The 17217-nt window shown below is 30.6% G+C and carries 15 protein-coding genes and 1 riboswitch; of the genes, 3 read left to right on the top strand and 12 right to left on the bottom strand.

Translation table 11 applies throughout. The features are described from left to right. Position 1 precedes the first annotated feature (1 nt). The gene (locus ACUV9F_RS01135) at positions 2-610 is read right to left on the bottom strand and encodes an Ada metal-binding domain-containing protein (protein ID WP_446183859.1); all 609 of its coding nucleotides are present in this window, start codon (positions 608-610) and stop codon (positions 2-4) included. Between the two features lie 98 nt (positions 611-708). Here ACUV9F_RS01135 and ACUV9F_RS01130 point away from each other — a divergent pair, with 98 nt between their 5' ends. Next, positions 709-1194 carry a methylated-DNA--[protein]-cysteine S-methyltransferase gene (locus ACUV9F_RS01130; RefSeq protein ID WP_446183858.1) on the top strand — a complete coding sequence of 162 codons (486 nt, stop codon included), beginning with the start codon at positions 709-711 and terminating at the stop codon, positions 1192-1194. Positions 1195-1301: 107 nt separating this feature from the next. Continuing rightward, positions 1302-1622, top strand: a complete 321-nt coding sequence (locus ACUV9F_RS01125) for a DMT family transporter (RefSeq protein ID WP_446183857.1) — start codon at positions 1302-1304, stop codon at positions 1620-1622. Between the two features lie 38 nt (positions 1623-1660). On the opposite strand, the gene thiD is transcribed toward ACUV9F_RS01125, so the two are convergent. The 6 genes from thiD to ACUV9F_RS01095 all read right to left on the bottom strand — a co-directional run bounded on the left by thiD (position 1661) and on the right by ACUV9F_RS01095 (position 8592). Beyond that, positions 1661-2431: a bifunctional hydroxymethylpyrimidine kinase/phosphomethylpyrimidine kinase gene (gene thiD / locus ACUV9F_RS01120; RefSeq protein ID WP_446183856.1), complete on the bottom strand. Its 771-nt coding sequence runs from the start codon at positions 2429-2431 to the stop codon at positions 1661-1663. Between the two features lie 16 nt (positions 2432-2447). Next, entirely contained in the window at positions 2448-3098 is a 651-nt protein-coding gene (thiE, locus tag ACUV9F_RS01115; RefSeq protein WP_446183855.1) for a thiamine phosphate synthase, read from the bottom strand. Then, a complete protein-coding gene (thiM, locus tag ACUV9F_RS01110; protein ID WP_446183854.1) occupies positions 3079-3906 on the bottom strand; it encodes a hydroxyethylthiazole kinase in 828 nt (275 codons plus the stop codon). Before thiM ends, thiE begins: the two co-directional genes overlap by 20 nt. Before the next feature lie 121 nt (positions 3907-4027). Then, positions 4028-4135, bottom strand: a riboswitch (TPP riboswitch). Positions 4136-4181: 46 nt separating this feature from the next. After that, positions 4182-6764, bottom strand: coding sequence for a hypothetical protein (locus tag ACUV9F_RS01105; protein ID WP_446183853.1), 2583 nt, complete (start codon positions 6762-6764; stop codon positions 4182-4184). 47 nt (positions 6765-6811) lie between these two features. Next, a complete protein-coding gene (locus ACUV9F_RS01100) occupies positions 6812-7849 on the bottom strand; it encodes a WxLIP family cell surface protein (RefSeq protein ID WP_446183852.1) in 1038 nt (345 codons plus the stop codon). A gap of 71 nt (positions 7850-7920) precedes the next feature. Continuing rightward, complete coding sequence (locus tag ACUV9F_RS01095; RefSeq protein WP_446183851.1) at positions 7921-8592, bottom strand: WxL domain-containing protein; 672 nt, start codon at positions 8590-8592, stop codon at positions 7921-7923. A gap of 265 nt (positions 8593-8857) precedes the next feature. Here ACUV9F_RS01095 and trhA point away from each other — a divergent pair, with 265 nt between their 5' ends. Next, complete coding sequence (gene trhA / locus ACUV9F_RS01090) at positions 8858-9493, top strand: PAQR family membrane homeostasis protein TrhA (RefSeq protein WP_446183850.1); 636 nt, start codon at positions 8858-8860, stop codon at positions 9491-9493. A gap of 5 nt (positions 9494-9498) precedes the next feature. Here trhA and ACUV9F_RS01085 read toward each other — a convergent pair whose 3' ends face one another. The 5 genes from ACUV9F_RS01085 to ACUV9F_RS01065 all read right to left on the bottom strand — a co-directional run bounded on the left by ACUV9F_RS01085 (position 9499) and on the right by ACUV9F_RS01065 (position 17207). Beyond that, the gene (locus ACUV9F_RS01085) at positions 9499-10065 is read right to left on the bottom strand and encodes a cadmium resistance transporter (RefSeq protein WP_446183849.1); all 567 of its coding nucleotides are present in this window, start codon (positions 10063-10065) and stop codon (positions 9499-9501) included. 78 nt (positions 10066-10143) lie between these two features. Continuing rightward, the gene (gene aspS / locus ACUV9F_RS01080) at positions 10144-11907 is read right to left on the bottom strand and encodes an aspartate--tRNA ligase (RefSeq protein WP_446183848.1); all 1764 of its coding nucleotides are present in this window, start codon (positions 11905-11907) and stop codon (positions 10144-10146) included. A gap of 332 nt (positions 11908-12239) precedes the next feature. Beyond that, on the bottom strand, positions 12240-13874 hold the full coding sequence (locus tag ACUV9F_RS01075) for an aspartate-alanine antiporter-like transporter (protein ID WP_446183847.1): 1635 nt from the start codon (positions 13872-13874) through the stop codon (positions 12240-12242). A 22-nt stretch (positions 13875-13896) separates the two neighbouring features. Continuing rightward, a complete protein-coding gene (locus ACUV9F_RS01070) occupies positions 13897-15495 on the bottom strand; it encodes a bifunctional aspartate transaminase/aspartate 4-decarboxylase (protein WP_446183846.1) in 1599 nt (532 codons plus the stop codon). Positions 15496-15785: 290 nt separating this feature from the next. Beyond that, entirely contained in the window at positions 15786-17207 is a 1422-nt protein-coding gene (locus tag ACUV9F_RS01065; protein ID WP_446183845.1) for a C69 family dipeptidase, read from the bottom strand. Positions 17208-17217 lie beyond the last annotated feature (10 nt).

Here is a 17217-nt window from a genome sequence, read left to right as displayed (position 1 = left end):
ATTATGTATTTTTTAAGTTAATTGATATGTTTTTAAGCAACTCACTCAATTGATTGTTAGGATGCTCTTTTCTAAATTTTAATGGAGTTTGACCTACTTGCTTCTTAAATAAAGTACTAAAATATGCTGGATTATTGATTCCAACTTCGATTGCGACTTCAGGTATACTTAATGCAGATGTTTTTAATAAATTTTTGCTTTTACTAATTCTAATTTTGGTCAATTCTTCTAAAGGTGTAATTCCAGTTATTTTTTTAAATTGATGGTGTAAATAATAAGGAGCTCCATGAGCCAACTGTGCAATTAATTCGAGATTTAATTCTTTTTTATAATTTAATTTAATAATATTTTTTATTTCAGTAATCCATTCTTCATTTGTAGTTTTTTCGCCCATAGGATTGCACTTTTTACAAGGTAAATACCCTTTGCTTCGTGCTTCATCGACATTTGAAAATAATTCTATCTCTTTTTTTTCTTTTATATTATATTTACAAGATGGAACACAAAAAATTTTTGATTCCTTTCTACCAAATAAAAACTGTGTGTCAAAGTTTTTATCTTTACTTAAAATTGCTTTCCATCTTTTATCTGTTAATCTATATTGTGTCATATGCATACCTCATGAGATATAATATATATAAATTCTATTTAAATTAAGTGAAAAAGCTAGATTTTAAAAAAAATTAATATTATGAGTAGGAGAAATATATGAAAACTATTTTCTATGATTTTATATCAATTAATAACAAAAATATTTTTTATGCCTATACTGACGAAGGTATTTGTTTTATTGGAAGTCCAAATAAAGATATTAATGAGATAAATAACTTTATTAAAGTCGATCAATTACTAAAAAAGGAAAATTCATTTTACGAAAAATCATTACTTAAGTATCTACAAGGAAAATTGCATGATTTAAATCTAAATATAGACTTAACTTGGGCAACTAAATTTCAAAAGTCAGTTTATAAAGAACTGAAAAAAATTGGTTATGGTCAAACAACTACCTACTCTCAATTGGCGATAAATTTAAAAAAACCAACAAGTATAAGAGCGGTTGCTTCAGCTGTTGCCAAAAATCCTATTCTTTTTGTAATTCCTTGTCATAGAGTCCTAAGAAAAGATGGCTCTTTAGGTGGCTTTAGAGCCGGTATAGAATTTAAAAAAGAACTTTTAAATCTAGAAAATAGTTAAATATTTGCTATACTAATATTAATAATAGTTTTGCCACCGGGCACTTATAACTTCTGTAGGTCATAGTAGAAGTTATAAGTGTTTTTTTAATATTTAGGAGGAAAAATATGGAATGGATTTATCTATTAATAGCCGGAATTTGTGAGGTTTGTTGGGCTACATGCATGAAACTTAGCGAAGGATTTACTAAATTAAACTTTTCTATTTTTACAGTAATAGGAATGATAGTAAGTTTTTATTTTCTTATTAAAGCATCTAAAACTCTTCCGCTAAGTTTAGCTTACCCAATATGGACGGGAGTTGGAGCTTTTGGATCTATTCTTGCTGGAATGATTTTATTCAAAGAGAACATCTCTTTTTTAACATGGATATTTATTGTCTTTTTATTAATTGGAATAATAGGTATTAAAGCAACGAGCGGTCATTAAAAAAATCATACATAATAATATGCATGATCTTTTTATTATTAAATATTATATAAATGATTTATTGGACCTGAACCTTTTCCTAGATTCAGATTTGCTTCCAATGCCCCAGAAAGATAATTTTTAGCTAGTTCTACTGATCTATATAACGAGTAATCTTCAGATAATCTGCAAGCTATGGCAGATGATAATGTACATCCTGTACCATGTGTATTCGGATTATCTATCCTCTTACCATTAATCCATCCGCTTTGATTATTTCTACTATACAAGTAATCATTTGCATCATCACCAAAATGTCCACCTTTTATTAATACAGAACATTGGTACATATCTCCAATTTTTTTTGCAATTTTTTCCATATCATTATCAGATTTAATCTTACTTTTACCTAAAACTTCTGCTTCAAAAATATTAGGAGTTATTACTGTTGCAAGTGGAAATAATTTCGTTTTCAACGTTTCAATAGCTGATCTATTTATTAATTCACTGCCACTAGTAGCAACCATGACAGGATCTACAACAATATTTTTCACTTTATATTGTCTTAGTTTTTCAGCAATTATATTTACTATCTCCCCGTTTGAAACCATTCCAATTTTTACTGCATCAGGTCTAATATCTGTGAAAACTGCATCCAACTGTTGTCCAACAATGCCAGCTGTAACTTCCATAACAGAAAAGACTTGTTGTGTGTTTTGCGCAGTAATAGCTGTTATTACACTCATCCCATATTTTTTATGTGCTGCCATAGTTTTTAAATCTGCTTGAATACCAGCACCGCCAGAAGAATCTGAACCAGCTATTGTCAAAATTTTCTCCATTATTTTACCTATCCTCACTTCCAAACGGTTTAACAAGTTCAGCAATACTTTTAGTATTTTCAATTATATTCTCACTATTAAAAATTTCTGAAACAAGAGCAATTCCATCAATTCCAGTAGAGTATAACCGACTAATATTATTTTTATGGATACCCCCAATTGCACATACAGGAATATTAACAGTCTGAACTATTTCTTTTAACTCTTCAATAGAAACTTCACTGGCATCATTTTTAGTATCAGTTGGAAAAATTGCACCCACTCCTAGATAATCTGCTCCTTGTATTTGCGCTTTTTTAGCCTGTTCAGCTGTTTGAACAGATACACCAAAAATTTTATCGTTATTTCCCCAACCTTTTTTTGCATCTAACAAGCTTATATCATTTTGTCCAATATGTATTCCATCAGCATCAACCAATTTAGCTACGTCTAAATTATCATCTATCAAAAATGGAACGTTATATTTTTGACATATTTCTTTAATTTGTTTTGCTAAATTTACAAATTCCTCAATTTTTAGCTTTTTTTCGCGTAATTGAATTATAGTTGCTCCTCCAATGATCGCCTGTTCAACACATTGGCCTAACGTTCTTCCATTCAACCATGTTCTATCTGTTACCGCATACAAATTTAAACTATTTGCTGTGAACTTCATAATTTGCACCTTTTTCCAGGTCTTCTTCATCCATCTTACTTATTGCATCGATTAAGTAATTTCTAAAAGTTGAATTTCCTGAATTAGTTTCAATTCTTTTTTCTTCAGCAAACTCTCCAGCTAACCCCATCATACTGACAGCTGTTACAACTGAATCAAAAATATTATCCTGATTAACTGATATATATCCAGTTATTAAAGCACTTAACATGCATCCTGTACCTGTAATCTTTGCCATTGTTGAAACACCATTTTTAATAGCAACTGCATAATCACTATTAGCAACTATATCAGTAGCACCTGTTATAACTATAATTGCCCCAGTTTTCTTACTAAATTCTTGAGCATAGTCAATAATTGATTCAATATTATCTTTTGTAACCACATCTTCTTTACTTGCATCTACGCCATGAGAACTTCCTATTCCCTTCGCCATTACTTTAATTTCAGATAAATTCCCTTTAATTACGGTGAACTTTACTTCATTTAAAAGCTTATTTATAAAATCTTTTCGCATACTTGATGCACCTACACCAACTGGATCTAACTCAACCGGCTTGTTGAGTCTATTTGCTTCTTTACCAGCTTTTAGCATGGCTTTTTCTGTATTCTTATTAAGAGTACCAATATTAATATTTAAACCGTCACTAATTTTAACTATCTCTTCAACTTCATTTGCATCATCTGCCATTACAGGAGAAGCTCCTGCTGCTAACAATATATTTGCACAGTCATTAACAGTCACATAATTGGTAATATTATGAATTAGTGGGTTGTTTTTTCTTAAATTTTCTAGATATTCTTTCATTATTCTTGTTCCCTTCTTTAATTAAATGATGCGATTTTAAAAAAAATCCTCCTTTTTCCTATGAACGAACCAGAATTAGACAAAAAACAAGCCTACCCATATTTGGATAGACTTGTTTTTAAACAATATCTTAAGACTTACCTACGTTAGTATTACCCAAATCAGGTTAAAGGGTCGAAGTTAATAACTTCCTCTCAGCCTGCCACTACAAGCTCCCCTGTTCATATATAATTTTATATCTTGAGTATAATTAATACTAAATAAATCGTCAAATTTTATTGATCATTTAATTTTAAATCCCAAACTAAATCCGCATTATATTTTTGAACTTTATAGTTTGTACTATAAGGAATCATAAAATAGACTATCTTACTCTGTAACAAATCAGTAATAGTTTTCAAAGATTTTGAACTTGGCTTGACTGGATCTACAGGATCAATAGGACCACTTGAACCATCGTTTCTTTTCAAAATATCTATTAAGTTAGAACTTCCGTCGTTAACCGGTTTATAATCTTTATCGTTAGGATCACCTTTTCCTATTTGATACATAAATCCATCAGACTCAGTGAAGGGATTACCTTGAGCTAACTCCAATCTTTTTAAGCTTAATTGAAAGTTAAATTTCATTGGATTATAAATATTTATAATCGGAACATCATTAATTGACTGAGGTGAAACTTTTTTATAAGGAGTTTTAACCTCATTAACACCAATCTTATTTACAGTATTCTTTTTGCTTCCAATAATTTCAGTGCCCATATTAAACGTTTGAGGAACAACAACTTCTATCGTTCCATTAATATTTAAATTAATTGAAAACTTTGATTCATAATTAAAATCAGAATCATAGACTTGTTTTGCATCATAATTTTTTGAAATAGCAAATTCAATATTATTATTTCGAGTTATAGAATATCCCATCATATTTTTTTCATTAGTTTGAATCTTGTTTTGAACATTTCCTCGATTAAATGATCTTTCTTCACTAATAAGTGACTCCAAGTCATTAATTGATACGTCACTCAAGCCCTCAACAGCACCATTTCCTAGACGATTCCAAGTGTTTTCAGATTTTAATTTATAATAAATTCCATATTTTTCTAATGGTTTTTTTACACTTATACTTGCCTTAACACCCGAATTAGGCAGTTCCTTTAAGTCACCATTAACGTAATCAAAGCTTGCCGTTCCATTATTTTCTGCAATAGTTTGCTTTTTATCGCCATTACTTAAAGTGATATCTGAAATATACGATTTAGTTTCAGGGGGATTATTAGGATTATTTAAGTCAGGGAAATCAGACTGCCCATTTCCATGTTTTCTACCAAAAACACCAAAAGCTCCATCATTGTGATTGGGAGAAATTGGAGCACCATATCCTTCAATGGTTATATTATTAGCTGCAATAACACCTCCGATATATAAACCACTACTTGAATTTCCCGCATAAAAAGAGCCATGAGGAATAAGCATAGTCCCATACATTACATTTGACATTTCGTTTAAATAGACAGCAGACTTTTTGCCTATTCCTGCCATATCTCTTTTGTCACTACTTAAATCTTCGGGATAATTATCTAGATCATACATATCGTTAAAATTATTTAAAATTTGAGATCCCATCCAAAGAACCTTTGAATTATTCCAATCACCTTTTGCAACACCCAGAGCTTCATTCATAAATTTTTCGTCAATAACTTTACCATCTTTAACTTTACCAGTTCCAAATGAATCGTTTGTACCCCAAGTGAACTGATAAGGAACATTATCATGTGTAAAATTAGTATAGTTTAATATAATATAAGGAATTGTAGATGAATCTAAGTGATTTTCATCATTATAATAACTTTTGGAAAAATTAAATAAAATTCGAATTCCCGCTGGTTTTCCGTTATTACCTGCTTTTTTTGCCGCATCAAAAATTTTTTTCATATCAACATTCACAGCGACTACAGGTTTACTATTTTTATTTTCTATTGATTTACCAACATCGTTAGCATTAATTATATTTGTAACTACTGCAACGGACTTATCAGGCTCAGCAATATATTGAGGATTTGATTGACCATCTGTAATGATTCTATTATCACTCGACCAAAATCCATTATTATCTGTTAAATTTCGATAATAATCACTGACATCCTGTATATCCTGCTCTACACTTCGTCCAGGTACAGTATTTTTACTTTGATACTTGGTAATATTATTATCTTTGAATTGAGTTAAATCATTCAAACCATTTATTTTCGTGCCATCTTCAGTAACAGTATCTAAATTGTTAGTCCAAGTTGTATCTAATAATTGTTTTAATAAATTAGTTGATAATTTTTTTTCAATTTCACTTTTGGGTGTATCAGTAATAAATTTAACTCTTTTTTCAGAACTGGGAAATATTTTAAAAGGATCAGTATTTTGTTCATAAGGCCACATAGATGCTAAATTAACTATCATTTGCCCAGTGGGATCAGAAAAGGCAGGATCTTTTATAGTATTTTCTTTATCTAAATCATTTATAATGACTGCCGGATTCCACAACTGAGAATAAAAATCTCTTGAAGACTCTACAGATCCACCTGATGGATAGGTATTTAAACTATTATTTCCTATTCCCCATTGAGAAAAAGCGGCAGTTTTATCAAATGCCATTGAATTAGCCATAAATCTACCAGACATTGTTGCTCCACCTATATGTCTAATACGATTACCAGCAGTAAGCATATAATCTGATGAAACCCCCAGCGGATATTTACCGTCTATTCGAGCATTCTCAGCACTAGCACTAACCATTGATGGCAACATAAAAAGGCCAACTGCAAATAATAGCTTTATTAAAGCTTTTCTTGGCTTTCCTTTCATAATTTTCCCCCTATATATACATATACACAGTAACATACAACTTATAATTAGCTTATATTAACGTTCTTTTTATTTCTTTTATAACCTAAATAATAGCTAAATATTAACAGTAAAATAATAATAGTTATTATTATTAGCAAAATCCATACCCATGAAAAGCTCTTATTGCTTTGATTTAACTGCATTGCTTGTACAAAGCTTATTTCAAAGTCCCTATCAAAAACCCACTCGCTGATTCCATTTGTTGCTACTAAGTGCAAATGATATTTCCCAGGATTAATCCATTTACCATCCATGGGTATTGCGTATTGAAAAACAGAATTAGGAGCTACACTTCTTTGTTTTGACGTTTTATTAATTAAAGCCTTGGAGTTTCCTTTTCGTATAACTTTCGCATTAACATCTAATTTTCCAATTGTTGCGGGTCTAGTGTTTTCTAATTTTGTCAGTATTGCTGTGTTTCTCGAATAATTATTCTTACTTGGTCTTATTTCTCTCAATTTTAATGATGGATAAATATGAGAATCTTTATGTTCTCTAAGAATAATACCTAAGGCCATTGAAAACTGATTTCTAATACCAAAATCACCTTGCTTAGCAATTTGATTATTCTCATTATCACCATCAACAACGTAAAATGCTCCCTCTAAAATACCGTCATAAGGAGTTGTCGGCATATTTACAGTAAACTTAACTTTTTTTGTTTCATTAGCAGCTAATTTAACTTTTTGTGGTGAAGAAAAAATCTCATTAAACTTGTACAGCGCGTTCGACACTTTAGAAACATTATACTTATCATAAGCTTCACTAATACCATTAGCTGTATAAGCGGTATTGGGCGAGATTTTTAAAGTTTTTTCGTCTTTAGTTAAATTTTCAACTGTTAAAACTAAAGTTTGACTCTGTCCCGGTTTCATTAATAAATCATAGTAAGAAACAGTATTGTCATACTGGTTATCAGGTAATTCAGCACTGACAGTGAAGCCAGCCTCAGATGCTTGAACAGGCTTTGCTGAACCTAAAATAATTCGACATGGAATTATTAATAAGAAAGTCACAAATAAAAATTTACAATAATTTTTCATAGAAAACTCCTAATTCTATACTAATATAGCAAATAGAAAAAAAGGTTGGATAAATCCAACCTCTTTGCTTATTATCCTTTTGATGTGGCTGTAGTTGTGTTTCCAAGTGTCCAAGTAATTGTGGCATTATATTTACCAGATTGAATATCTTTAGCGCCACTTAGTGCAAGCGATGCGCCCTTATCAAAACTTAATTTAGATGTGCCTTGACCATCTGCTCCAGCAGTAGTGGAATCCCAAATTTTACTTGGTGAACCATTAATTTCAACACCAGTTAAATTTGGCAATGAAATAACCCCATTAACTGATCCTTTACCATCTTTATTTGTAAATTCAGAAATAGAGGCATTTAAAACCCAGCTGCTTCCTGATCCACGATAATCACTGATTTGTAAATTTCCATTATTTCCATCATTATTTGTCAATTTATTATCAGTATTTTCAGTGCTCGTGTGAGAATCATTATGAGGATCAGAAATTAAATTGTCTTTTTGATCTAATTGTCCCTGTCCTTTTAACATATCTACAATTGAAAGACTTCCAAAGTTAAAGTCTGGTGCAGAGTCAAAGCTTAGTTTACCAGCTTCGACATTAAATTCAGCTGTAGTTGTAGCTGTTGCTGAATCTTTTCCAACTTCAATTCCATCACCATCCCCAGATGCTGACTTAGCGCTTACAATTGAAGCTGGCCCTAAAGTTGATAATACTAATACTGATGCTAAAATTAAATTCTTACTTTTCATATCTTTTCTCCTTACTTAACTTCGTTAAAAATAGATGGGGATAAACTTTCTAACAGTGCACATTATATTATATTACTAAAAAAAATCAAGATTTTGTTAGGCCTACAATTACTATTATATCAGTATTTAAGCCGCTTTTTTTTAAAATACGTTTTCATAATTCACCATTTTTTAATTAAAATGATTCAAATAAATGAACATTTTTAATATAGATTTAAATTCTAGATTATGTTATTATTTGTTCTAGATCAAAAGGAGAATAACAATGAAAATTACTAAGAAAAACATAATATACGAAATATTCAATGCCATTACTCATGGAATTGGTTTTATTTTAAATTTATTTTTATTCGTTTTATTATTAATGAAAGCTGTTCAAAATCAATTGAACACTTCACAAATACTAAGCCTAGCAATATATGGTACAACACTACTTTTATTATACCTATCTTCTACACTATTTCATTGTTTAGCTTTTACAAAGGCAAAAAGAGTTTTTCAAATATTTGATCATAGTAATATTTTTTTATTGATAGCAGGAACATATACCCCGTACTGTATAATTGTAATTGGGGGGCTAAATGGTTTGCTTATGCTTATTTCAATCTGGATTTTAGCAATTTCTGGAATAGTTCTTCACATAATCAGTAAGGGTAAAATGCAAAAAAATGAAACTACTATATATGTAATCATGGGCTGGCTGTGCATGCTAGCAAGCAAGGATTTATACTTTAACCTATCGCATACCGGATTTTGGTTATTGGTTAGTGGTGGTATCACTTTTACGCTTGGTGCATTAATTTATAGCATTCCCAAAATTTCTGGAATGCACTTGATTTGGCATTTTTTTGTTCTTGCTGGTACGACCTTAATGTTTTTTTCAATATATTTAAACATATAAATATTTTAATTAAAAATAACCATCAAATGCATTATCAACCCACTATCAAAAAACACATATAGCCCAATAAATATGTAACAAACTTTCATTAAAGTTTCTCCATATTTTTCCATAATTATGGATACTATTTTATTTAAAGAAATTTTCTTAATAACTACCACTACCAGAATACTTAAAAAGATTATGATTATTAACGTTAGAAAAAAATTAGTTATATTTTCTTTTAACAATATTGGCGAAAAAACGGCTAAATTACATCCTAAACAAACAGAAAGATACGTTATAAAAACAGATATGAATGGACTCTTTTTATCAATTATATTCTCATCATCATTTTCTTTTCTAAGTGCTAAATAAATTGGTAAAAATCCGAGGACTCCTAATATCCATTCTGGTAAAAAAACAGATAAAGTTTTCCCTATTAAGTAACCAATAGTGACCATAAATAAATTACCTAACAAATATCCCAATAAGACATCATTAAATTTATATTGTTTTAATAAAAAGATTAACATGAAGAAAAAATCCAAATTAACACTTAAAAAAGTAATCATTAATATCCAATAGTTCATAAAAAATCCTTTCAGAAAAATATATTATAATTTAAACACAAAAAACTACTTAGTAAAATTACTAAGTAGTTTTTTAATTTATTTTTCTTCTTTATATAAAACACCAATTCCCAATTCATTCAATTGTTCAGGTGATACTTCATCAGGGGCATTAGTCATAGGCTCAGTTGCATGGGAGTTCTTAGGGAACGAAATAACATCACGAATATTATCTCTTCCTGCTAATAACATAGCGAATCTATCTAATCCTAAGGCAATACCACCTGATGGTGGGAATCCATATTTCATAGATTCTAACAAGAATCCAAACTGTTCATAAGCTCTTTTCTTAGTAAATCCAAGTACTTCAAACATTTTTTCTTGAACTTCTGGATCAAAAATACGTAATGAGCCGCCACCAAGTTCATAGCCATTTAATACTATATCGTATGATAAAGCATGAGCAGAATGTGGATCAGTATCTAACATAGGAATATCTTCATCCCTTGGTCTTGTAAATGGATGATGAGCAGCTATCCAACGTCCAAATCCTTCATCATATTCAAATAATGGCCAATCAACTACCCAAATAAAGTTAAACTTGTTTTCATCAATAATTCCTGTATCTTTTGCAAAATATTTTCTTAAGTATCCTAAGCTATCACAAACAACAGAAAACTTATCAACTACCATTAAAACAAGGTCATCTTCTTTAATATCTAATGTTTCAATCAGTTTTTCTTCAAATGGTTTAACTGCTTTAGCAATTGATCCGGAAAGTTTACCATCAACCATTTTAAGCCATAGTAGTGATTTAACTCCATATCTTTCAACATATTGTTGTTGGAATTCAATATCTTTTCTTGAATATTTTGATGCTGCATTCTTAACAACAATTGCACGAACAAGATCTGTATCTGCTTTTATTAATGGAAATTCATTATTTTTCATCAATTCTGTAAGATCTTGTATCTTCATATCAAAACGAATATCTGGTTTATCAGATCCATACATATCCATTGCATCTTGCCACTTAATTCTTGGAAATGGACTTGGGATATCTATATCTTTTACATCTTTCATTACTTGTGTCAACAATCCTTCAATTTCTGTTTGGATTTCTTTATCAGATAAGAAAGTTGTTTCAACATCAATTTGAGTAAATTCCGGTTGACGATCTCCACGTAAATCTTCATCTCTAAAACATCTCGCAATTTGATAATATTTATCGAATCCCGATGCCATTAACAATTGCTTAAACAATTGAGGCGATTGTGGAAGAGCATAAAACTGTCCTGGATATACTCTAGATGGAACCAAGTAATCACGTGCGCCTTCTGGTGTTGATTTAGTTAGGTTAGGTGTTTCAATATCTAAAAATCCATGATTATCAAAATAATTATGTACTGATCTAGTAATTGCAGCACGAGTTCTGATAGCTTTTTGTAATTCTGGCCTTCTTAAATCGAGATAACGATATTGTAATCTTAACTCTTCATTAGCAGTTGTATTATCTTTTATTTCAAAAGGTATTGGTTCAGATTTATTGATAATTGTTAATTCCTCAACAAAAACTTCAACCATTCCAGTTTTCATATCAGGATTAATAGCTTCTTTTGAACGTTTGCGAACTATACCTCTAGCTTCTATTACATATTCATTTTTTAAACTGTTTGATTTTTCAAAAGTTTCTTTATCTGTGGAATCATTAAAGGTTAACTGTACTATTCCTTCACGATCTCTCATATCTACAAAAATTAGGTTACCTAAGTTTCGTTTGTTTTGTACCCAACCATGTAAAACCACTTCTTTACCAATGTACTCTTCGGTGACTAATCCACAATAAGTTGTCCTACTGTTCATAATATTCCTCCATAGATAATAAAATTAATAAAAATAAAAAAGCACCCCTGTATTTATCAATACAAGGGTGCTTTTGCACGGTACCACCTTAATTTTTTGCTCAAGGTATTTAACGATACCACTCGAAAAGTAAATTCTTACTTTTAGGTTTCTAAGAATTGTCACTTAAAATTGAAATGCTTTCACCATCCGCACTCTCTCTTTACAATTATTTCTTTATTATTCTTATCATTAACCCGACTTATTTTTATTTAGTTCATAGTATAGTTATCTAATACTATTATGTCAAACTATTTTTTACAAAAAAAGCAACCAACTGGTTGCTTTTGAAACTATTTAGACAATAATACAAGGAATATTGGACCCATCAATGTTAAGAATATATTTCCAATTGCATACGCTGGTGCAACTGCTGCAGCAAAGAATGGGGCAGCGTCTGTTCCAACACGCTCAGAGATATCATTCAAAGCAGCTGATAATGTATCAGCACCTGTTTGAGCACCAATTAATGATATTGGTTCCATTTTCATGAAATAGTAGCCAATAACAAATGTAATAAATTGAGGTAATATTGAAACAATTACACCAATTAACAATACCGAAATACCCATTGAGTGCATTGCGCTTGTAAATGTTTTAGCAGCCGATAGTCCAACTGTAACAATGAATAGATTTAGACCAATACTTTGGAAAAATTCCAACAAGTCATCAGGAATACTATCCATATAAGCATGCTTATCTTGATAGATACTCATAATTAAACCAACTATTAAACTAGCAGTACCACCACCTAATGCTAATGGAACACCATTAATTTTAGCTTCTACTATTCCAAGAGCAGCACTTAGTGCCATTCCTAATGCGAACCAAGCGTAATTAATAGCAATTGCACTTGAATGTAGTTTACCCAATTGTTTTGTAAGTGATTTAACACTATTTTTAAGTCCTAATAATGTAATTGTGTCACTTATTTTTAGATTTTCGAAATCTTTTGGATCTAAACGTTCACCATTTTCCTTAGCAATCATCACACCATTTTCAGCCGCTTTTTTAAGTGATTTTACAGTGAAATTTTTACCTAGAACTACTTGTTTACTTTGGAAAGAATTACTATTTGGTTCAATTTCAAATAAGCCACTATTGTTTATAACCGAGCTAATTGACTCAACTCCACCTATTAAGGTTAGCGTATCACCAGCATTAACTTGACTTTCATTTGAATTATTACCATTTAAACCTGCTATAACAACATTATTTGAAAAATCAGTTTTGATTTCTTTAAGATTCTTACCAATTAATGCGGAACCTTCAGAAACATTAAAAAATCTAATTTTAGCTGGAATAACTGGAACTGGAATCATTTTCAATTCTTTAGCAGTTTTTACAGCCTGTTTCTTTAATTCAATGTGCATCATCTTAGGCATAATGTCTCTAATGAATATTAAAACTCCGATAGTTCCAAATACATATGTCAAGGCATATACAATTGGAACCTGATTGCTATAAAGTGTTTTTAAATGATCTGAAATTGGCAACTTAGCAATTGTTTCTAATGAGCTACCGATAACAGCAGATTGTGTTAATGCACCAGCAATAATACCAGCAGCAATTCCTGGGCCAACATTAAATGCCTTAAAGCATGCCCACGAAACAAGAAATGAAGCCACTAGAAAAATTAATGTTGCATAGACAATTTTAGCACCAAATTTTTTCATACTTGAAACAAAGTTTGGTCCTACCCTATATCCTATAGCAAACATAAAGAAGTCAAAGAATATATCTCCAAGTAATGTATCACGAGTAAAAGAACCCAATTGTCCAATAATAAGTGAAACAACTAAGACACCAACAGTTGCTCCCAATGTAAATGAACCTATTTTCAACTTACCTAATAGATATCCTAATGATAAGCAGATAAAGATAGCGAACACCGGTGTGTTAACCAAAAAATGACCTAACGCATCCATATTAATAATATCCCCTTTTTAACTATTTATTTTTATATTGATCATGATATTCCTCTAACAATTGAGCAATACGTTTTCCAGTTTCTGCATAATTTTCTGCTGGTTGGTTAGCAAGAGATATGCGAATATAACCGTCTTCAGTTCCCATACCAGATCCATCCATAACTGTTACACCATATTTACTTGCTAGTTTTCCTTCGAATTCTAGGTAATGAACATTTGATTCAAAGTAATCACGGAAATCTTTATCATATTTACGCTCAACAACGTCATAAATATTAACTAATGTGTAATATTTAGCATTATCAATTGAACTATTTCCTTCAATTCCCATAGATTTATAAAATGTTTGATAGCGGTTATCAACAACTTTTTTAGAAGCTTCGATATAAGGATCCGACTCATCGTTTTCATGAATTAGACTTGTCAAACTAAATAATGCCATCATAACTTGTTGTGGAGTTGACAATCCAGCTGTGTGATATAAACCAATTTCTCTACTGTCAGCAACAGTTCTATCAATAAACTTCATATCTAATGGATTTGGAACAACCAGTGAATAACGATCTGTAAATTCTTTTTTAACAGATTCATCCTCTGCAGTTCTTTTAGCAATAATCTTATCAAACACATTATCCTTATGAGTTGCAATTAATCCAATACGTTGGCCAGTTGCACCATATAATTTTGAAAATGAGTATACTAGCAATGTATTTTTAGGAGCAACTGAGTAAATAGTTTGGAATCCATTTACAAATGTTCCATAAACGTCATCAGTAATAATAATAATTTCAGGATTTGCTTCAACAACTTCTTTAATCTTATCTAATGCATGTTTACTAAATGCTCGTGATGCAGGGTTTGTTGGATTAACAACAAAGAACGCCTTAACTGAAGGATCCTTCAATTCATCAAACTTAGCATCAATCATTTGCCAATCATCTGATTCATCAGAACTTACATTAAATTCTTTCAAATTAAATTCACTTAATTCTGGGATTTGTAAGTAAGGAGTGAATATAGGTGTATTAATAGCGATTGTGTCACCTGGTTGCAATATTCTACTAATTTTTAATTCATTGAATAAGTATACCATTGCTGCTGTTCCACCTTCAGTTGGGAAAACATCAGTTTGATCAGCAAGCTTAACCCCGTTATATAATGATTGTTCCAAATATCTATTCAAAATCTTTTCAACATTAATAAGACTTCTTGAAGGAACTGGGTAATGGTTACCAATTGCACCATTTGAAAATTCAAAAACTAACTCATCTTGATTTAGATTCATTGTTTTTTCAGTGTAGTCTAGAACATCGCCAATAAACTTATCTTCTTTTGAAGAAGATAAAAATTCTCTTAATCTGTCAGCAATTCCAGTTTGCTCAATATATCCAGCCATTGAACCTTCATCTTCATTTATTGTCTTTAATGACTCTTGGATTGCAAATTCAACAATACGATTATAAGCTAATCGAGCAGTTGTATTTATCCAATTAGGATTACCTCTACCAACATTAATAGGCTTCAAGCCAAGCTCATTATTTTCAGAATTTTCTAAAAATAATGCAGCTACCTCAAAATTTGACATACCCTTCAATGTATCAATATCCAAATTTTTCATTCTAATACTCCTTTTTTTAAAATTAATTGAAAATAGTTCAAAATTTCTCAACTCGGATTATTATAACACTCCCAATAATTTGTACAACCCCGATATAATAGCTTTTTCACCACTTTTAAATTAGAATTTCTTTGCAAAAAATTAAAAAAAATCTAATTTTCAAAATAAAAAAAGCTAGTGTACGACTCTGCAATCAGCTTCGTACATTAGCTTTTAAAATTAAAAACAATAAATAATTCTAATAATTAAATTTAAAAATTCGATTTTTTCTTAAAATTAATATTTATTAATTACAAGTTTTTGTCCATTTTAAATGTTAATTTAGAAAATTCTGTTCCCCTTGTTACCAAATCGGCCAAGAAGTTAGTTGTTATTTTATTATAATGGCTTGCAATTTCATGATTTTTTTCAGTCAAATATTTTACTGGATCTTTTTTGTTTGATATTTCATTATCAACAGCATCAATTTTTGTTCTTGCCCACTGTGATAATGCCTTTTGATAATCGATATCATCTTGTTTGAATTCTTTGTAGTGTGACTCGACAATCATTGATAATGCCTCATTTAACCAATATGCACTGGTTAATTTCATTTTATTAGGAACATTTTTGTAAGAGTCATCTGTATCTGTTACATTCGCAAAAAATGGAACGTGTGGACAAAATGTAGGGACTCCAAATCCTAACCACTGAACTCCGCGAACTGATTCGGGAACACTATTTCTAATTTGAATTATATGTGAATTTGCTGTTCTTGATAATGAAATTGATCGATATGTTGTTTTTTGTTCTTCTGTTCCATTTCCTAGCGGATCAAATTCTGTTTCATTAAAGTGTGATTTTAGTATATATTGAACATCTTCAATACTTATTTTTCTATTTGCTTTTCTTATAAATGGCAACTCACTTGATTCTGGATTTTGTTTTACTTCAGGATTCAAATATTTTTGAGCATACCAAACTCTTGGAGTATTATAATGACGATCTTTTTGTGTATCTGTTCCAAATATTTTTCTAAAATTCCACTCTGTCTCACTTGGATTTAAATTATTATTTTCAACAAACTCTTGAATTCCATCTGACCACATAAAATTTTCAGGGTCGTTAAAGTCTATATTTTGAATTGCAACTTGGTTTGCAGCCACTGCATAACAATCATCTGGTATCTTAACAGCAACCCAATGATGCCCAGTGACTATTTCTTGATACCACACTTCATTACCATCCATATACTGAACACCATTACCTTCAGCAGATCCATACTTAGCTACTAGTTCTCCCATTTTCTTTACACCCTCACGTGCAGAATTTATATAAGGTAAAACCAAAGTACACATTGAATCTTCAGCAAGCCCATTTTCTACCAAGGGATCATAAGCTAAAACGCGTTCATTTGCATAAACACTTTCTGTGGCTGACAGAGATACATTTTTTTCATTTATTCCATCTTCTTCGTTGATGCCATCTTTTAAGTCAATATTAGACGTCGATGTATATCTATATCCATTTTCTGGTAAAGGAACTTCTAGACCATTATAAGTTGATTTATATATTTCTTTTCTACCTGAAGCAGCAGGCTGTACAAAGAATTTCTTTGGATAAATAGTATCTAATCTATCTTCATTTCTGGATATAATTGTTGATCCGTCTAATGTAGCTTTTTTGCCAACAAGTACCGACGTACAAGCTGATAATTCTAATCTATCTATCATAATAGTATCT

The sequence above is a fragment of the Daquilactobacillus linshuiensis genome (assembly GCF_052828685.1).
This window is presented reverse-complemented; position numbering and strand designations above follow the sequence as displayed.

What these genes read in the sequence shown, in the direction of transcription:
- thiM (WP_446183854.1), bottom strand. Translation starts at nt 3,906, where the DNA reads ATGAAAGAATATCTAGAAAATTTAAGAAAAAACAACCCACTAATTCAT.
- trhA (WP_446183850.1), top strand. Translation starts at nt 8,858, where the DNA reads ATGAAAATTACTAAGAAAAACATAATATACGAAATATTCAATGCCATT.
- ACUV9F_RS01075 (WP_446183847.1), bottom strand. Translation starts at nt 13,874, where the DNA reads ATGGATGCGTTAGGTCATTTTTTGGTTAACACACCGGTGTTCGCTATC.
- ACUV9F_RS01100 (WP_446183852.1), bottom strand. Translation starts at nt 7,849, where the DNA reads ATGAAAAATTATTGTAAATTTTTATTTGTGACTTTCTTATTAATAATT.
- ACUV9F_RS01135 (WP_446183859.1), bottom strand. Translation starts at nt 610, where the DNA reads ATGACACAATATAGATTAACAGATAAAAGATGGAAAGCAATTTTAAGT.
- aspS (WP_446183848.1), bottom strand. Translation starts at nt 11,907, where the DNA reads ATGAACAGTAGGACAACTTATTGTGGATTAGTCACCGAAGAGTACATT.
- thiE (WP_446183855.1), bottom strand. Translation starts at nt 3,098, where the DNA reads ATGAAGTTCACAGCAAATAGTTTAAATTTGTATGCGGTAACAGATAGA.
- ACUV9F_RS01095 (WP_446183851.1), bottom strand. Translation starts at nt 8,592, where the DNA reads ATGAAAAGTAAGAATTTAATTTTAGCATCAGTATTAGTATTATCAACT.
- ACUV9F_RS01130 (WP_446183858.1), top strand. Translation starts at nt 709, where the DNA reads ATGAAAACTATTTTCTATGATTTTATATCAATTAATAACAAAAATATT.
- ACUV9F_RS01065 (WP_446183845.1), bottom strand. Translation starts at nt 17,207, where the DNA reads ATGATAGATAGATTAGAATTATCAGCTTGTACGTCGGTACTTGTTGGC.
- ACUV9F_RS01105 (WP_446183853.1), bottom strand. Translation starts at nt 6,764, where the DNA reads ATGAAAGGAAAGCCAAGAAAAGCTTTAATAAAGCTATTATTTGCAGTT.
- ACUV9F_RS01085 (WP_446183849.1), bottom strand. Translation starts at nt 10,065, where the DNA reads ATGAACTATTGGATATTAATGATTACTTTTTTAAGTGTTAATTTGGAT.
- ACUV9F_RS01070 (WP_446183846.1), bottom strand. Translation starts at nt 15,495, where the DNA reads ATGAAAAATTTGGATATTGATACATTGAAGGGTATGTCAAATTTTGAG.
- ACUV9F_RS01125 (WP_446183857.1), top strand. Translation starts at nt 1,302, where the DNA reads ATGGAATGGATTTATCTATTAATAGCCGGAATTTGTGAGGTTTGTTGG.